Source organism: Luteirhabdus pelagi (genome assembly GCF_016827595.1).
GTDB lineage: Bacteria > Bacteroidota > Bacteroidia > Flavobacteriales > Flavobacteriaceae > Luteirhabdus > Luteirhabdus pelagi.
Genome location: NZ_JAECMS010000001.1, coordinates 236092 through 251877, shown reverse-complemented (window position 1 = coordinate 251877; position 15786 = coordinate 236092). Strand labels below are relative to the sequence as shown.

16 protein-coding genes are annotated in these 15786 nt (G+C 41.2%); 6 read left to right on the top strand and 10 right to left on the bottom strand.

The features are described 5' to 3' along the window. Positions 1-46: 46 nt before the first annotated feature. Positions 47-376, top strand: coding sequence for a hypothetical protein (locus tag I4Q58_RS01165; protein ID WP_203292897.1), 330 nt, complete (start codon positions 47-49; stop codon positions 374-376). A gap of 56 nt (positions 377-432) precedes the next feature. On the opposite strand, the gene I4Q58_RS01160 is transcribed toward I4Q58_RS01165, so the two are convergent. After that, the gene (locus I4Q58_RS01160; RefSeq protein WP_203292895.1) at positions 433-1713 is read right to left on the bottom strand and encodes a DUF2254 domain-containing protein; all 1281 of its coding nucleotides are present in this window, start codon (positions 1711-1713) and stop codon (positions 433-435) included. 203 nt (positions 1714-1916) lie between these two features. Here I4Q58_RS01160 and I4Q58_RS01155 point away from each other — a divergent pair, with 203 nt between their 5' ends. Further along, positions 1917-2348, top strand: a complete 432-nt coding sequence (locus I4Q58_RS01155) for an Hsp20/alpha crystallin family protein (RefSeq protein ID WP_203292893.1) — start codon at positions 1917-1919, stop codon at positions 2346-2348. A 72-nt stretch (positions 2349-2420) separates the two neighbouring features. Here I4Q58_RS01155 and rluF read toward each other — a convergent pair whose 3' ends face one another. Continuing rightward, entirely contained in the window at positions 2421-3203 is a 783-nt protein-coding gene (rluF, locus tag I4Q58_RS01150) for a 23S rRNA pseudouridine(2604) synthase RluF (RefSeq protein WP_203294302.1), read from the bottom strand. 120 nt (positions 3204-3323) lie between these two features. On the opposite strand from rluF, the gene I4Q58_RS01145 reads away from it, so the two are divergent. Next, a complete protein-coding gene (locus tag I4Q58_RS01145; RefSeq protein ID WP_203292891.1) occupies positions 3324-4844 on the top strand; it encodes a GH3 family domain-containing protein in 1521 nt (506 codons plus the stop codon). Here I4Q58_RS01145 and I4Q58_RS01140 read toward each other — a convergent pair. From I4Q58_RS01140 to I4Q58_RS01110, 7 genes are all read right to left on the bottom strand, one after another. Then, positions 4838-5473, bottom strand: coding sequence for a hypothetical protein (locus I4Q58_RS01140; protein WP_394369313.1), 636 nt, complete (start codon positions 5471-5473; stop codon positions 4838-4840). The two genes, I4Q58_RS01145 and I4Q58_RS01140, sit on opposite strands and share 7 nt — an antisense overlap. 6 nt (positions 5474-5479) lie before the next feature. Continuing rightward, positions 5480-7477, bottom strand: a complete 1998-nt coding sequence (gene uvrB, locus I4Q58_RS01135) for an excinuclease ABC subunit UvrB (protein ID WP_203292889.1) — start codon at positions 7475-7477, stop codon at positions 5480-5482. A gap of 32 nt (positions 7478-7509) precedes the next feature. Further along, positions 7510-9963 carry a T9SS type B sorting domain-containing protein gene (locus I4Q58_RS01130; protein ID WP_203292887.1) on the bottom strand — a complete coding sequence of 818 codons (2454 nt, stop codon included), beginning with the start codon at positions 9961-9963 and terminating at the stop codon, positions 7510-7512. Positions 9964-10014: 51 nt separating this feature from the next. Beyond that, positions 10015-10851: an ABC transporter permease gene (locus I4Q58_RS01125; RefSeq protein WP_203292885.1), complete on the bottom strand. Its 837-nt coding sequence runs from the start codon at positions 10849-10851 to the stop codon at positions 10015-10017. Between the two features lie 2 nt (positions 10852-10853). After that, positions 10854-11753 (bottom strand): ABC transporter ATP-binding protein, encoded by a 900-nt coding sequence (locus I4Q58_RS01120; protein WP_203292883.1) that lies wholly within the window; start codon positions 11751-11753, stop codon positions 10854-10856. A gap of 123 nt (positions 11754-11876) precedes the next feature. Next, the gene (locus I4Q58_RS01115) at positions 11877-12176 is read right to left on the bottom strand and encodes a GNAT family N-acetyltransferase (protein ID WP_203292881.1); all 300 of its coding nucleotides are present in this window, start codon (positions 12174-12176) and stop codon (positions 11877-11879) included. A gap of 16 nt (positions 12177-12192) precedes the next feature. Beyond that, positions 12193-12909 (bottom strand): pirin family protein, encoded by a 717-nt coding sequence (locus I4Q58_RS01110; RefSeq protein ID WP_203292879.1) that lies wholly within the window; start codon positions 12907-12909, stop codon positions 12193-12195. Between the two features lie 93 nt (positions 12910-13002). On the opposite strand from I4Q58_RS01110, the gene I4Q58_RS01105 reads away from it, so the two are divergent. From I4Q58_RS01105 to I4Q58_RS01095, 3 genes are read left to right on the top strand one after another with little or no spacing between them, the layout of a single operon-like run. After that, positions 13003-13668 carry an alpha/beta fold hydrolase gene (locus I4Q58_RS01105; protein ID WP_203292877.1) on the top strand — a complete coding sequence of 222 codons (666 nt, stop codon included), beginning with the start codon at positions 13003-13005 and terminating at the stop codon, positions 13666-13668. A 57-nt stretch (positions 13669-13725) separates the two neighbouring features. Beyond that, complete coding sequence (locus tag I4Q58_RS01100; RefSeq protein WP_203292875.1) at positions 13726-14658, top strand: lytic transglycosylase domain-containing protein; 933 nt, start codon at positions 13726-13728, stop codon at positions 14656-14658. A gap of 16 nt (positions 14659-14674) precedes the next feature. After that, positions 14675-15037: a sulfite exporter TauE/SafE family protein gene (locus tag I4Q58_RS01095; RefSeq protein WP_317194031.1), complete on the top strand. Its 363-nt coding sequence runs from the start codon at positions 14675-14677 to the stop codon at positions 15035-15037. Here the strand turns inward: I4Q58_RS01095 and I4Q58_RS01090 are convergent, their stop codons facing one another. After that, on the bottom strand, positions 15038-15751 hold the full coding sequence (locus I4Q58_RS01090) for a TlpA family protein disulfide reductase (protein WP_203292871.1): 714 nt from the start codon (positions 15749-15751) through the stop codon (positions 15038-15040). Positions 15752-15786: the final 35 nt, after the last annotated feature.

Sequence of the window (15786 nt, the reverse complement as noted above, 5' to 3'; positions counted from 1 at the left end):
ATAGTTAGTTGCGTCTTATATATATCAATCTAAAAATGAACTAATTATGAAGAAAATCAAAGTATTGGCAATGGCCGCTATGCTATTAGCGGGTTCGTTAACAATTGCCGCGAACAACAATTTAAATGACGATCTAGATCCTTCAAGTGCAATAGCATCGCTACTTGAAAATCCTACTTTCGATTACGATGCTAACATGGAAGCGCTTGTAAGCTTTATTATCAATGATGAAGGTGAGCTTGTGGTATTGAGTGTTCAGACGCAGCACGAAAATTTTGAGTATTTCTTGAAGTCGCGATTGAATTACAAGAAAATATCAGACGTTTCGCTGCAACCAGGAAAGCAGTACAAAATTCCTGTAAAACTGATGTTGTAACGTGATTGCGATAACGATTAGTAAGCCCGAACATGGTTGTTCGGGTTTTTTATTTTCTAGATATATTTTTGAAGTCGCTTTTTATCGTGTTCAGAATTGAAGGCCCCTTCGGCTTCCTTCACCAGATGTTTAATTTCAACCTTGATATTTTCGATATACGAATCGTAATAGGCCTCCTGATCTTTCAAATAGCAAAGCATCCACAGAAGTTTTTGAACCATGATAGGATCGTGTTTGCAATACGTGCGTAATGAAGCCATGGTGTTATACAGCAAATCTTCAAATGCGACGGTCTCTACTTTTACCCAAGCCTTGCCGCTATCCATGAGAATGCCGCTATCGCGCTTTTTCATTCGTAACGTGAAAAGCTCCGTTAAGTAATCGATGGCGTTTATGGCGGTACCGGGGTCGTTTATGCCAGGTGACATTGCCTTGACGGCTATTTCAACAATCTGTTTGAACGCAAGAATATAATTATCTTCCACCAACTCCCCACGGGCAAAGTTGATGTTTGATAGTAACCGATTCACCATTTTCTCATCCAGTTCTTTTTCTGAACGCAGGATCTCAGAATTCTTCAACACAAAAAACCCTTTAGGGATTGTAAAATGAAGTCTGGTTTTCTCAGCCTCGGCAAGATTCACCACATTGGTTAACGATATATTCTGATAGTATCCCGAGACAGGCGATTTATAGGAATACCAGTTGGAGGTATCAGAAAAGTCTTCAGCGGTTTCCAAGTCTTTTTCTTTCTCTTCATTAAGAATATACTCCAATCGTTCCGTCGATTTCCGGTAGATATCATCCAAGATATTATTGATCTGAATGCTCTGTGAGATGTTGTGGATGAAATAAATGAAAATACAAAGGCAAAGAATGGTAAGGATGATTCCCATTAGTATCGAAAAGCCTGGAAGACTAATCTCTTTATCGGTTGGTTCTACAGAGAATAGAATAAAAATGTTATAAAGAATAGTGGCCAAATACGTCCCAAGTATTATTTGATGCCGCTTGTCGGAAATAAGTCCAGGCAACAATCTCGGTGAAAAATTGCTGGAGGCCTGACTCAATAAAAGCATCACCATCGAAAAACTAAAGACCATCATCGAAATCAACCCCCCAATACAGGCGCTCAGTACTGTAAGAGCCGTATCGCCGTCTTCCAACACCAATTGCGGTAGTATTTCGAAAAGCTGTTTTGAGATTCCATTGCCTTCGAGCGCCAACATAATAAAGGAAAGGAGGAAGCCAGCAATTGCCAAAACGGTTGGATAGAAGGCAATCTTGCTCTGTATGGAATTAAAAAAGGTTATTAGCCGAACGTAAAGTTTGTTCATCTGATTTTGGTTGACGCATAAAAGTACATCGAAAGGAATCCGTTTTTCTTAAAATTGATATAAATGTATGTACGATACGACCAGCAAGTAGACAAAAAGACAGTCTACAATAGTATTTTTAAGACAAAATGACTGTTTTTGAAAATGGTACTCAATTTGACTTATGTGATGAAAATGAAAACAATAATTTAAACTTAATAGAGATGACACTAGTACGAGACAACAATTGGTTACCAGCGCTTTTGGACGATTTATTTACGGATAGTAGATTGGACGCACCGCGTTATGAAAATTTTAGCATTCCCGCAGTAAATATCCGCGAAAAAAACACGAATTTTGTAATGGAATTGGCGGCGCCTGGATTAAAGAAGGAAGACTTCAATATTGAAGTTGAAGATGAGGTGCTAACAGTTTCAGCAACCGTTTCTTCTGATAATGAGGAAACTAATGAAAACGAGAACGAACGGTTTACGCGGAGAGAATTTCAATATGGAACGTTTAAAAGAACATTCAATCTGCCCGAAACCATAAACGTTGAAGATATACAAGCTGGCTATTCTGATGGTGTGTTAACGATTACACTTCCTAAGAAAGAAGAGCAAAAAGCATTGAAGAAAATGGTTGAGATTTCATAATTGAAATTTAATTTGGTTAGTTAGTTGAAAATGACCGCAGGCTACTCAATCGGCCTGCGGTTTTCTTTTGTGCTAACCGCGTCTTCTCCTCCGCCCTCCGGTGGAAGCATTCTGGTTCCGTTGCGCCTGTGGAATATTTTTCGATTCCTCTGTAGCGTCCAACAACCCTTCAATTTCCTTTTTGGTCAAATCGCGCCATTCCCCAACCTTCAGATCGCCTAAGGTAATATTCATGATACGGATGCGTTTCAGGGCGGTAACATTGTAGCCCAGGTATTCACACATCCTACGAATCTGTCGGTTTAAGCCTTGAACCAATACAATTCGAAATACAAATCGGCTTAGCTGCTCTACTTCACATTTCTTGGTGACCGTATCCAAAATAGGAACGCCATTAGACATGCGCTTAATAAAATCTTGATTTATGGGTCGGTCTACCGTTACGATGTATTCTTTTTCGTGTTTATTTCCAGCACGTAGGATTTTATTCACGATATCACCGTCATTCGTCATTAATAAGAGCCCTTCACTCGGCTTATCCAATCGCCCCACGTGAAAAATCCGTTCTTCATGTCCGATGAAATCAACAACGTTACCTTCAACCCTTCTGTCGGTGGTACAGGTAATACCAACGGGCTTGTTCAAGGCGATATAAACATCGGTATCATTTTCAGTAATCAATTTCCCTTTCACTCGTACTTCATCCTCAGGCATCACACGATCGCCAAGCGTCGCAACAGTTCCATTGATGGTAACATGGCCTTGTTCGATAAGGGTGTCGGCTTTTCGTCGTGAGGTAAAACCGCTATCGCTGATCGCTTTGTTTATACGGACGGAATCGGGGTGGTGTGACATAGCCATACAAAGATACAAATAGTGCTCACGTTAAACTTGCTTTAAAGAAGGCGATTAGTTCGGATCATCCTGTTATTTTCGTGAAAGACCTTTTCAGCATACCTAATTCAACACTTATCTATGGCAGTACTTGGTTCCATTATAAAGAAGGCAATCGATTTACGTGATACCCTAGTTTCTGAAGAAACCCCATACGAGTCGCAACAGACAGTTCTAAAAGAATTGTTGGACAAAGCGAAGGATACCGCCTTCGGCAAATACTATGGTTTTTCTAAAATACTCGAAGCTGAAGATCGCTACAAGGCTTTTATAGACGCTGTTCCTTATTTCGATTATCATCAGATGACCGAACAGTGGTGGCACCGCGTACACGATGGATTTGAAGATATTACCTGGCCTGGAAAGCCTAGTTATTTTGCGCTTAGTAGCGGTACCACCGGAAAATCAAGCAAACGAATTCCGGTAACCGATGCCATGCTCGAAGCCATTCGAACCACGGGAATCAAACAAGTGGGTGCCTTGGCTAATTTCGATCTTCCGCCTGATTTTTTTGAGAAGGAAATTATGATGTTGGGAAGTTCGACAAATTTGAAAAAGCGGGACGAGTTTAAGGAAGGCGAAATTAGCGGTATTAGTGCAAGCAATATTCCCTTTTGGTTTCGTGGGTATTATAAACCAGGGGAAGAGATTGCGCAGATCGACGATTGGGACGAACGCGTTCAAACGATAGCCGAAAAAGCAGGCGATTGGGATATTGGGGCGTTAAGTGGAATACCCTCTTGGATGGAATTGATGATGAAAAAGGTAATCGAATATAACAAGTTGGACACCATACACGATATATGGCCGAACCTCCAAGTATATACCAGCGGAGGTGTTGCTTTTCAACCCTATGAGAAAAGCTTCAACAAACTGTTGAAACATCCCATTACCATCATCGATACCTATTTAGCTTCCGAAGGTTTTTTGGCCTATCAACAACGTCCAGGAACTACGGCAATGAAACTGGTAACCGATAATGGTATTTATTTCGAATTTGTGCCTTTTGAACCAGAATACATCAATCAGGATGGCTCAATTGCACAGGAAGCACCTGTCATCAATCTTTCTGAAGTGGAAGAGGGAAAAGATTACGTATTGCTTATTTCTACGGTTTCAGGAGCGTGGCGCTATCTTATCGGCGATACCATCGCCTTTACCGATGTGGAGCGTTGTGAAATTAAGATTACAGGTCGCACCAAATTCTTTTTAAATGTTGTTGGATCGCAATTATCGGTAAATAAAATGGAAGCGGCATTACAGGAACTCGAGCAGCAATTCGATATTGAAATTCCCGAATTCACCCTATCAGCCGTAAAGATTAAAGGAGAATTTCACCATTATTGGTATTTGGGTACCGATGCCGATATTTCTGAAGATAAGCTAGCGGAAGCTCTTGATACATCATTAAAAGAAGCGAATAAGAACTACAATGTTGCCCGTGGAAAAGCGCTAAAAGGAGTAAAGGTTTCTAAGGTATTGCCAGAAGTATTTCACGAATGGAGCGGTAAGAACAAAAAGAAGGGTGGACAGGTAAAAATGGAAAAGGTTATGGATGAAGAAAAGTTCGCCGAATGGGAAGACTTCGTCCGAAATTATTGAGGAATGGCCTCTTTCAATTTCCCCTCATTGATAAGCTCCATCACTTCCTCTGGCGACATATAGAATGATTTAATACGACGCTTATAGGTTTCAGAAATATTCGCGTTATCTAGGATGAAGTTTTTGGTTCTTAATATGTATTCTCCCATCCCATGTGCAATAGCAAAGGTATCCGCGGCACGTTCCACTTCCTTTATATGTGCTTTGGAAAAGAGATATTTCAACCCAAAAAAGATCATTCCAAACGTACTGCGATTTCGATAGTCCATTACATGGCCCAATTCATGACCAATCCAACCGGTTAGGACGTCACTAGGGATATCCGTAATGGTAAACTCCTCTTCGTCAATCTGTATTTTTCTGCTGATAAGGATGATGTAGGCACGATTCTTCCTCGATTTAAAAATGCTCCCCCAAGTCGGCTGTGCCTGCATAGTCGATTTCTTAATCCGATCCTTAAATTTGAAGGTTATTTCAGTATCCTGAAGTTCCGGAAAAAACTGAAGGGCTTTCAGCGTTTCCGTCCGAATGCTTTCGGGAATCGTCTTGTTTTTGAAGTTGTTTTCTTGGGCAACTGCCATAGTGGTGGAAAAATAAAGAATAGCGATAAAGAAGCGTGTTAAGGTCATGGTAAATTACGCCTCCTCCAATTGTTTCTGCCAGCCTTTTATTTTATCACGAAGCTTTGCAGCCATCATAAAGTCCAATTCCTTGGCAGCCTTTTCCATTTCCTTTCGGGTATCGCGAATCTTCTTTTCAATTTGTGCCTTTGTAAGATATTGATCGTCGGGTTCTGCAGCTAAACTTTCTGCAGTTTCAAATGTATACCGCTCTACTTTTTTTTTGGCAAGGGCATTTTCGAAAGACTTTCGGATTGCCTGAGGTGTAATATTGTTCTCCTTATTATAAGCAATCTGCTTTTCGCGCTTATAATTAGTCTCATCGATAGTCTTTTGCATACTATCCGTAATCTTATCGGCATACATAATCGCCTTCCCATTGATATTTCGCGCAGCTCGTCCAACGGTCTGGGTTAGCGAGCGATTGCTTCGCAAGAATCCTTCCTTATCGGCATCTAGTATTGCTACTAATGAAACTTCGGGCAAGTCCAATCCTTCGCGTAGCAAATTCACCCCAACCAAAACATCAAATAGGCCGAGACGTAAATCCTGCATGATTTCAACCCGTTCCAGGGTATCCACATCGCTATGAATGTAACGACAACGCACCTGAATCCGAGTTAAATACTTTGTCAACTCCTCTGCCATTCGTTTAGTCAGTGTCGTTACCAACACCCGTTCATCTTTTTCAACCCGTATTTGGATTTCCTCCAATAAATCATCTATTTGATTTAGGCTAGGACGTACTTCAATAGGTGGATCCAATAAGCCTGTCGGACGAATAATCTGTTCGACATAAACCCCGCCGCTTTTTTCCAGCTCATAATCGGCTGGTGTCGCGCTAACGTAAATCACCTGGTTCTGTAGCGCTTCAAATTCCTCAAACTTCAACGGACGGTTGTCCATTGCGGCTGGAAGTCGGAAACCGTATTCTACAAGATTTTCCTTTCGGCTTCTATCACCCCCGTACATCGCGCCGACTTGGGGGATCGAGACATGACTTTCATCTACCATCATCAAATAATCATCCGGGAAATAATCCAGCAAGCAGAACGGTCGCGTGCCCGGTAAGCGACGGTCAAGGTAGCGCGAGTAATTTTCAATACCGCTGCAATACCCTAATTCTCGAATCATTTCCAAATCAAAATTGGTACGTTCTTCCAGTCGTTTTGCTTCCAGGGGTTTCCCAATATCCCTGAAGTAATCGATTTGCTTCACCAAATCATCCTGAATTTCACGTATGGCCTGTTGTAACACATCGGGCGAGGTTACAAACATATTGGCCGGATAAATGTTTAGGCGATCATATTTTTCAATGATTTCGTTGTTTTGTGGGTTGAAGGCTTCAATTGCTTCAATTTCATCCCCAAAAAAGTGAATCCGAAAGGCATCATCGGCGTATCCTGGAAAGACATCTACCGTATCGCCCTTAATTCTGAAACGCCCGTGATTGAATTCCGCTTCCGTTCTAGAATAGAGACTTTGTACAAGTCGATGAAGCAGTTTTGTACGTGAAATGATTTGGCCTTGCTTTAGGCTAATAACATTTTTCTGAAACTCAATCGGGTTTCCGATACCATATAGACAAGATACCGAAGCGACGACTATCACATCGCGACGACCTGAAAGTAGTGAAGAAGTTGTACTTAAGCGAAGCTTTTCGATTTCTTCATTAATGGAAAGGTCCTTTTCAATATAGGTGCCACTGGTCGGAATATAAGCCTCGGGTTGATAGTAATCATAATAGGATACGAAGTATTCTACAGCATTATTTGGAAACACTTGCTTAAACTCTGAATATAACTGCGCCGCCAATGTTTTGTTATGGGCGAGTACAAGCGTAGGCTTTTGAACCCGTTCCATAACGTTTGCCATGGTAAACGTTTTTCCACTACCCGTTACTCCTAAAAGGGTTTGGTACTGTTCGTCGGCTTCGATGCCTTCCACCAAGGATTTAATCGCTTGGGGCTGGTCACCGGTCGGGGTATAATCGGATACGATTTTGAATTTCATAGCCCTACAAAAATAAGGTAATTATTGTCGAATCAATAATTAATGTAGACCCAATCAACAATGGCTTCAGGGTACTCCGGATCGTTGATAACCAAGACATAATAATAGGTGCCGGTGGGAACTATTTCATCCTGATACCAAATACCACGATTTGGAATAGCATTCCAAAAGCCATCACTATTTCCACCCTCGTAAATCAAATCACCTCTGCGGGTATAAACCTTTAAGTTGAAGTCGGGATAAATATCCAATAGATTGGTTATTTCGAAAACATCATTAATACCATCGCTATTGGGTGAAAATCCTTGAGGAATAAAGATGGGACAGTTTTCCGTAGCTATTTCAAAAGAAGCAGTCGTAAAGCAAATCTCATTTTCCAATCGGACAAAAATTTGCTGCGGATCTGATGTATTTTGATAGTCATTCGGAAAATCGATAGGATTTGTATTGGTTTGTGCATCCTCCTCTGAAGTGAAATAGGTCACCACTCCCTCAGAATTGGCGGTCACAAGCGGATCTTGTTCCGTAAGATCGAAGGTCGCGGTATCGAAGCCTTCATCGCATAATAGCAGTTGTGGAAGTGGTTCTATGGGGGGAAGATATCTAAACTCTCCATTACTATCGAAGAGGTTGTTTGTTTCGTTAAATTCAAAAACAACCCCATTTCCCGTTCCATCATCATCCACGGAAGCCGTCAAAAGAAAAAGATCGGGTAACGATTCGGGAAGGGTCGTGGTTATACTTGCCGTTTCACTTTCACCTATGAGCAATACCGAATTAGTTTCGGCCTGCGCCAAAAGTTGGTTATCTGCGTAAAAAGCTATAGGGGTTTGCGAGGCGAGGGGTGCGGTAGCATCTTCGGTATTATACACCGTATATTCAAAAGAAAGTTCCCTTCCGCGACACGCATAAATAGGTTCGCTAATCGAAATAGCTGCATCGGGAATGGGGCAGTCGATGACTTCGATATTAAAAGAGGTGATCACAAAACAGTTTCCGTTATCGACACGTAGCCAGATCGTTTGAGGGTTTTCAGTATTTTCGAAAGCCTCTAGGTTCTCGATTTCATTTTCTTGATTTTCAGCATCTGCTTCCGTCAAGTAAAATTCAATGGTGAAGGTGTCATCTAAGTTTACAATAGCTTTTGTAAGATCGAATTGTTCGGTACCAAAGATTTCACATACTTCTAAATCAACCAATTCTGAAATATCGGGAAAGACAAATAGTTCGAATTCGATTTCAAATGTATTATTGTCTTCGTTCAACTCCTCGACGATTCCAGCACCGTTTCCGGTATCATCTACTACTGCTCGAATAGTGAATTCAGCAGGAATTTCATCGGGTACGGTAAGTGAAATCGTGTTCGTTTCACTACCATCCACAGGAATATCCGCCAGTGTTTGTGCTTGTCCGATAAGGGTACTATTCGCATAGAAAGCGATAGGCGTCGCAGCTGGTAATGCGGCGGAACTATTTGGATTGAAGACCGTATACTCTAACTCAATATCCCGGTTTCCACATTCCGTTCCACCTTCAGTTACCTCGAACTCGATAGTGGCATCGGGAAGCTGTTTTAGGATGGTCACGATATTGTTGATCATGATAACATCGCGCCCAGAGGTAAGTTGTATAATCGCTTCCGTATCGCCTATTTCGATGCTATTTCCAGTGGAATAGTAGTCGATATCCATATTGTATAATTCGTCCGAACCTGTAAACGTATTGGTGCCATTAAAGGCATTTATGGCGGGGTTCAGCGGTGGATCACTTAAAATATCACCATTTAGCCGTAGCGTTTCATTCACGGCAATACTGCTGTCGCCTTCCCAAGCCAAAAAGCCAATGGTTGCTCCTAGGTTTTGTGTCACTTCAAGATTGTCTAATACAATCGTTACTTCTTCATTTTGACTACTAACACCTTCCAGACCATCGAAAACGGAGAGTTGACTGTTAGGTAGATTATCGCCCTCCACGATTGCTACAATTGTCCAACCTCCAAAGTTGGTTCCGTTGCCATTATTGCTAAAGCAGTAAGATTGAATAACATCAGTTAGGTCCAATTCGGATAAGGTGTAGGTTTCGCTACCGGTAGCACTTACTTGATCGGTAACGTCTGCAAAGGCAGCAAAATAGGTATAGACCGTACCTCCATCGGTGGTGAAATTGAACGAAAATTGGCGTTCGGCGGCGTAAGGGATATCGTTCAGCTCTACTTCGAAATCACCAGGTCCCGAACCGGCCCAATAAAGATAGGCGGCAACAATCGATTGATCGGGTGGGAGTGTGAATTCAGCGCTGCTCTCCGTAAGGATATCACAAAACACGAGCGATCCATTTTCCTCGATATTAAGCGTATTTCCAAAGGCAACATAGTCGAACGTACCGTTGTATTGTTCTAACAGCGTAACCTCTTGGCCTTGTACTCTTAATAGGGAAGCAAGGATTAGTATGAGTGTGAAAAGAAAGGTCTTCCAGGAATGTAGCATAGTTATCACCAATCCCTTAAAGATACTTTAAATTAACTAGTAATGAAAGCCTTATAAATCTCTTCTTCTTAATAGTGCATACGACCAATACGTAAATAAGAATGTCCAAGCCAAAACGATTAGTAATGGTAACATACCCACATCATAATTTTTGGCGAGGTTTTCGCCCAATTGGGAGGCTGCCGATTGCACAGCGCCTAATCGAGTAAATGGTTCCTTAATAAGGTTCGACATGGCTGTTAGCGGGAAAAACTGTAGGACTGTATCGGCGATATCCGTGCCTTTAAAAAACTGCCATTTAAGCAATCCATACGCAATACTTTCAAAGATCCACCAGACCACTAGGAATCCGATGGCGAAGGCTGAGCGCTTCACCAAAATGCCTAAAAACATACAGAAGGCGAAAAAGCCCATCAGTTTAACGAAATAGGCCAATAAATAGTCAAGATCGCTAAAGATGATCCCTATTTCATTATAATCCGAAAAGGAAAGTCCGAGTATCATCGATACGATAAACACGAATAGTGTTGAAAGCAGTGCGAAACCTAGGACTGTAACGAATTTTGAAAGCACAAACTCTCTTTTTGACAGGCCATCGATAAGGTTTTGTTTTAATGTTCTATAGCTATATTCGTTGCTCATCATCGAAACGATTACAATGGCAAGAAAGATCTTTAAAATGGCCGCCATATAGGTGTTGAAGTGCCAGATAAAAGGAAAATTGAAGATACCTTGATCGGCCACTCGGAAATTGATATTTCCAATATCGAACTCAATGGAAGCGATAAGGGCTATAAAGGTGATTAATAGGAAATAGACAATGGAAATCACCTTTGCGGAGCGGTTGTATTTCAATTTTTGAAATTCTATGGAAAAAAGTCGGAGCATGCTTACGATAGGTTTTTAGTGATTTCAAGGAATAATTCTTCAAGGCTTTCCTTCCGTTTTACGAGATGCGATAATACAATGCCTTTGCTGTGCATCTCTTCGTTGAAGGTTGAAGCATCCATCGGTTCGTTGAGGTAGGCGGTTATGAGGTCGCCATCTTCCTTAATGCTTCCGATAGCAGCATTCCGTTCAAGTTCTTCCTTCAGTCTTGCGGTATTACGAGATTGTAAGACAAAGAAGCCATGGCTCGCATTCATACCCTCTACACTACCGGTGTATAAACTTTCCCCTTTTCGCAGAATAACCACATGGGTACACACCTTTTCAACTTCATCCAATAGGTGTGAAGCGAGTAGGATGGTAGTTCCAGAAGCTGCAATTTTTTTGATGATCTCTCGTATTTGATGTATTCCCTGAGGATCTAACCCATTGGTGGGCTCATCAAGAATAAGTATTTCCGGATCGTTCAAGAGGGCAGAGGCGATTGCCAATCGCTGCTTCATTCCAAGCGAATAGGTTTTGAATTTACTAAGCTTTCGCTCTAATAATCCAACCAATTCCAGCTTTTCATCGATTTTTGAAGTAGAAACTTCCTTGATCTTACAAACTAGCTCTAGGTTTTGAACCGCATTCATATACGGGTAAAAATTCGGTCGCTCGATAATGGCGCCTACTTTTTTCAATGCCTGATGTGTGCCTTCAGAGCCATCGAACCAATGATAGCTTCCAGAAGTTTTATTCACGACATTCAGGACAATTCCGAGAGTAGTAGATTTTCCGCTTCCGTTCGGACCAAGAATTCCGTAAACGTTTCCCTTTTCAATTGTAAAGGAAAGATTTTTAACGGCTTGTATGGGTCCAAAGTTCTTGCTTAGGTTATCTAAGGTAAGTATGGTTTGCACGCAGTGGTTTTTTTGGTGGTTGTAGTTGTATGACGAACGAGGTCTATTTTTGTTACAAAGCGATTTGGTCCATCGCAATTAAGCTATGGAAATGTTTATGGTAAGCTTCTGATAGTGTATTGCTTAGATGCTTATTCCTACAGGAAGAAGGTTTTTATACTTTCTACGGTTCTTACGCATAAAGCCGGCTACTTCAGGACTGGTGGGTACCAAGTTGATTTCACGCCGCTTTACTTCTTCAAAAACAGCTTTTATAAAAACATCTCGGAAGCCTTGATCTTCCATATCCTCTGGCATTTCATACTTTGTCAAAAAGATTTTCCGGTCTTGTAATGCATATTCAATCCGCGCCATGTTATCGCCAACCTCTAATTCGAACTGACGAAGGAATTCATTATCGGTAATTTCAACATCTTCAATCATGGGAGTAAGTTTATAGTTATTGCATTGGAATTTCTATTACTAATACATCGGTATTCGCTTTTGCGGTTATGGAAACGGATTCGGTTTCATAAACCCCAATGGCATCGCGTCGTTCCAGCGTTTCGTCTTCAACAACAACAGTGCCATCGATAACAAAAACGTAAATTCCGTGGTTCTTATTATGAAGGTTGTAGGTAGTCGTGGTTTCTTCGGAAAAAGTACCCAGGTTAAACCATACCTGTTGGTGTAGCCAAAGATCGTTATCGTCCGCCTTATCTTTTGGCTTCACTACGGGAACAATCTCGTTTTCGGTAAGTAAGGGGGCAATTTTCTTTTGGTCGTACCGCGGTTCGACATCGCGTGTTTCTGGTATCACCCAAATTTGAAATAGTGAAATAGGTTCTTTAGCACTTGCATTAATCTCGCTGTGTTCTACGCCTTTCCCTGCACTCATAATCTGAATGTCACCGGCTTCAATAACACCTTCGTTTCCCATTGAATCGCGATGCTTTAAAGCTCCTTTCTGCGGAATGGTAACGATTTCCATATTGTCATGTGGATGCCTTCCAAACCCCATCCCCGGAGCCACGGTATCATCATTTAAAACACGTAGCATTCCAAACTGAAGTCGCTCGGGATTGAAGTAATTTGCAAAGCTGAAAGAGTAACGGGCTTGCAACCATCCAAAGTCGCCAACGCCCCTAGTATTTGAAGGATGTAAAATCTTTTTCATAGGAACAATAAAGCAAAGACAGAATAGTATCTTTGCCTATCAAAGGTACAAAAAATAGGTGTTACTACCTCGCCAAAAAGCGCTCGATACGTTATGTCTGAAGAAACCATACATGTCTATTTTGTGCCCGGCATGGCCGCGGGAAAGGAAATCTTCAAGAATATCTCGCTGCCCGACCCACCATGTAAAATACATATTATCGAGTGGATTATACCACACCCAAATGAACCGCTTGCCGCGTATGCCGAACGCATGGCAGAACATGTGAAACATGACAATAGCGTATTGATTGGTGTTTCATTTGGTGGCGTAGTGGCACAAGAAATGGCGGCATTTTTGAACCTTCGGGAATTGATTATTATTTCCAGCGTAAAGTCGAAACAAGAATTACCGACTCGCATGAAATTTGCGCAAAGAACAGGCGTATACAAATTGATTCCAACCCGTTTGGTGTTAAGCGCAGACGATTTGACAAAATTTGCGGTGGGACCACGAAGCAAGAAACGGTTGCGACTCTATCAGGAGTTTCTTCATGTGCGCAATAAACAGTATTTGGATTGGGCTATCAAAAATATGGTGTGCTGGCAACGAGAAGAGCCCATTCGGAAAATCGTCCATATTCATGGTGAAGACGATATTGTTTTTCCGATTAAAAATATCGATGACTGCATCCGACTGGAGGGGGGAACTCATATCATGCTATTGAACAAGGGCAAGCAACTATCGGAAACCTTACGATCGATTATTTTAAAGGAATAAGGGATTGGTATTTCACACCAAGTTAATATTTCGTATTTTTAAAAAAAAAAAGAGTATATGGGATTTTTGGCGAAAATAGGATTGGCAAGCCTTTTAATGGGTATTAGTTTTGTATGTGTAAATGCAGTACAAGAACCGCCATCGGATGAAACAATGGAGAAGAAATTGGTAAACGATTATAATGTCTACGCCATTCCCTTACCCGATACGATGGACTTTGCCGGGGAACCCGTTCCGATGGATGATCCCGATATTAGAGAGCGGTTCGATCGCGAATTGCTGGTCAATACCTATTGGCAAAGTAATGGGCTATTAATTATTAAAAGAGCCAACCGTTTCTTTCCTAAAATAGAGCCTTTGTTGAAAAAGTATGGGCTTCCAGACGATTTTAAATATTTAGCGGTTGCTGAAAGTGGTTTAATGGACAATTCCTCCCCAGCGGGTGCTGCAGGTTTTTGGCACTTTCTCTCAAGTACTGGGAAGGAATATGGTTTGGAAATCAATGATTATGTCGATGAACGATATAATCTCGAAAAAGCAACTAAGGTCGCAGCTGAGTATCTTCAAAAATCGAAAGATCGCTTTGGGACATGGACGATGGCTGCTGCTGCTTATAACGCCGGAAATTATGGGGTTTCCAAGCAAGTTGAACGTCAAAAGTCGGATGGCGATTACTACGATCTGTTGTTGAATGATGAAACCAGCCGATACGTTTTCAGAATCTTAGCGTTTAAATATATTCTTTCAAATCCACAGAAATTCGGATTTAACTATCGCGATAAGGATCTATATCATGAAATTCCAACCTACACCGTAAAAGTAGATACGGCTATTACCGATATTCCAGCTTTTGCCCATAAATTCGGGATCAGCTATAAGATTTTAAAAATTCATAATCCTTGGTTACGCGAAACCTATTTGCGCAATGCTTCAGGAAAGGAATACTTCATCGAAATTCCAGAAGAAGGACAATATACTACATACCCATAATTGTTTTAAAATGAATATGACCTTAATCCTATCATTGATAATAATCGGTTTATTAGCAGGGATTTTCAGTGGATTTTTAGGAGTGGGAGGTGGCGTTGTCATGATTCCCTTAACCATGCTTTTACTAGGATATAATCAGCATGAAGCCCAAGGAACAAGTCTGGCGGTTTTGGCGATTCCTGTAACGTTTATAGCTGCGTATAACTATTACCAAGCGGGGCATGTAAACTGGAAATATGCTATCGTTATAGCATTAGCATTTATAGTAGGAGGATATCTCGGTTCTAAGATGGCGATTGCTATAGACACCAAGTTACTGAAGAAAATCTTTGCGGTGATTATCTTTCTAGTAGCTGTTCGAATGTTTTTCTCGAAATAATTACGGATTGGGATCCTCGCTACTAACCACGCCTTCATTCTTGTCTTTATCACTTAGATTTTTCAGGAGTGAAATGCCATTGTGAAAGGCGTTATAATTTAACTCGAATGAAACCTCATAGCTTTCATTGTAGGGGTGAAGTGCACCACGACGAACATCCACAATCTTTTTATCTGCATCGATAAAAAAGGAAGTAGGGAAGCCAACACTATGCTTTAATGTTTCGATGATATGGCTGTGGTTGTTTTCAGCTTCATCAATATAGATGATAGTGATATCCCTAGAATATTCCTTCGTGCGCTTACGCATTTCCTTACGGTTATCCCAATAGAGAACTACAAAGTCGATATAATCGCTGTATTCAGCGGCAATTTCGTTTAGAGCGGGAATTTCACCTTTACCAGGTGTGCACCAGGACGCATAAGTCATCAGGAACATCGGCTTTTCAAAGTCGTATAGCTCGATGTTGCGACCAGAACGCTTCTTCACCTTAAAATTATCAAGAATACTTCCGTTGATAACATTACTAATAAGTGAATCGAACAGAAATTCGGCCCGTTCCACATCATCAGCTCCATAGGCCAATTGTGACTCAATTTTGTATCGCTTAATATTTTCTCCTATTGCCTGAGACAATAACTTCCCCTCTCCACGATCTTGGCCATGGAGAAATAAAGGAATCAAAATGAAGAGAAAGAGTAGTTTTCTACCCATACGCACCTAGTTAATTAGCTGATACAAAGGTAGTA

Excerpts from the sequence above, each read along its gene's own strand:
- I4Q58_RS01090 (WP_203292871.1), bottom strand. The coding sequence starts at position 15,751 with ATGGGTAGAAAACTACTCTTTCTCTTCATTTTGATTCCTTTATTTCTC.
- I4Q58_RS01125 (WP_203292885.1), bottom strand. The coding sequence starts at position 10,851 with ATGCTCCGACTTTTTTCCATAGAATTTCAAAAATTGAAATACAACCGC.
- I4Q58_RS01155 (WP_203292893.1), top strand. The coding sequence starts at position 1,917 with ATGACACTAGTACGAGACAACAATTGGTTACCAGCGCTTTTGGACGAT.
- I4Q58_RS01140 (WP_394369313.1), bottom strand. The coding sequence starts at position 5,473 with ATGACCTTAACACGCTTCTTTATCGCTATTCTTTATTTTTCCACCACT.
- I4Q58_RS01130 (WP_203292887.1), bottom strand. The coding sequence starts at position 9,963 with ATGCTACATTCCTGGAAGACCTTTCTTTTCACACTCATACTAATCCTT.
- I4Q58_RS01115 (WP_203292881.1), bottom strand. The coding sequence starts at position 12,176 with ATGATTGAAGATGTTGAAATTACCGATAATGAATTCCTTCGTCAGTTC.
- I4Q58_RS01165 (WP_203292897.1), top strand. The coding sequence starts at position 47 with ATGAAGAAAATCAAAGTATTGGCAATGGCCGCTATGCTATTAGCGGGT.
- I4Q58_RS01110 (WP_203292879.1), bottom strand. The coding sequence starts at position 12,909 with ATGAAAAAGATTTTACATCCTTCAAATACTAGGGGCGTTGGCGACTTT.
- I4Q58_RS01100 (WP_203292875.1), top strand. The coding sequence starts at position 13,726 with ATGGGATTTTTGGCGAAAATAGGATTGGCAAGCCTTTTAATGGGTATT.
- rluF (WP_203294302.1), bottom strand. The coding sequence starts at position 3,203 with ATGTCACACCACCCCGATTCCGTCCGTATAAACAAAGCGATCAGCGAT.
- I4Q58_RS01145 (WP_203292891.1), top strand. The coding sequence starts at position 3,324 with ATGGCAGTACTTGGTTCCATTATAAAGAAGGCAATCGATTTACGTGAT.
- I4Q58_RS01160 (WP_203292895.1), bottom strand. The coding sequence starts at position 1,713 with ATGAACAAACTTTACGTTCGGCTAATAACCTTTTTTAATTCCATACAG.
- uvrB (WP_203292889.1), bottom strand. The coding sequence starts at position 7,477 with ATGAAATTCAAAATCGTATCCGATTATACCCCGACCGGTGACCAGCCC.
- I4Q58_RS01095 (WP_317194031.1), top strand. The coding sequence starts at position 14,675 with ATGACCTTAATCCTATCATTGATAATAATCGGTTTATTAGCAGGGATT.
- I4Q58_RS01105 (WP_203292877.1), top strand. The coding sequence starts at position 13,003 with ATGTCTGAAGAAACCATACATGTCTATTTTGTGCCCGGCATGGCCGCG.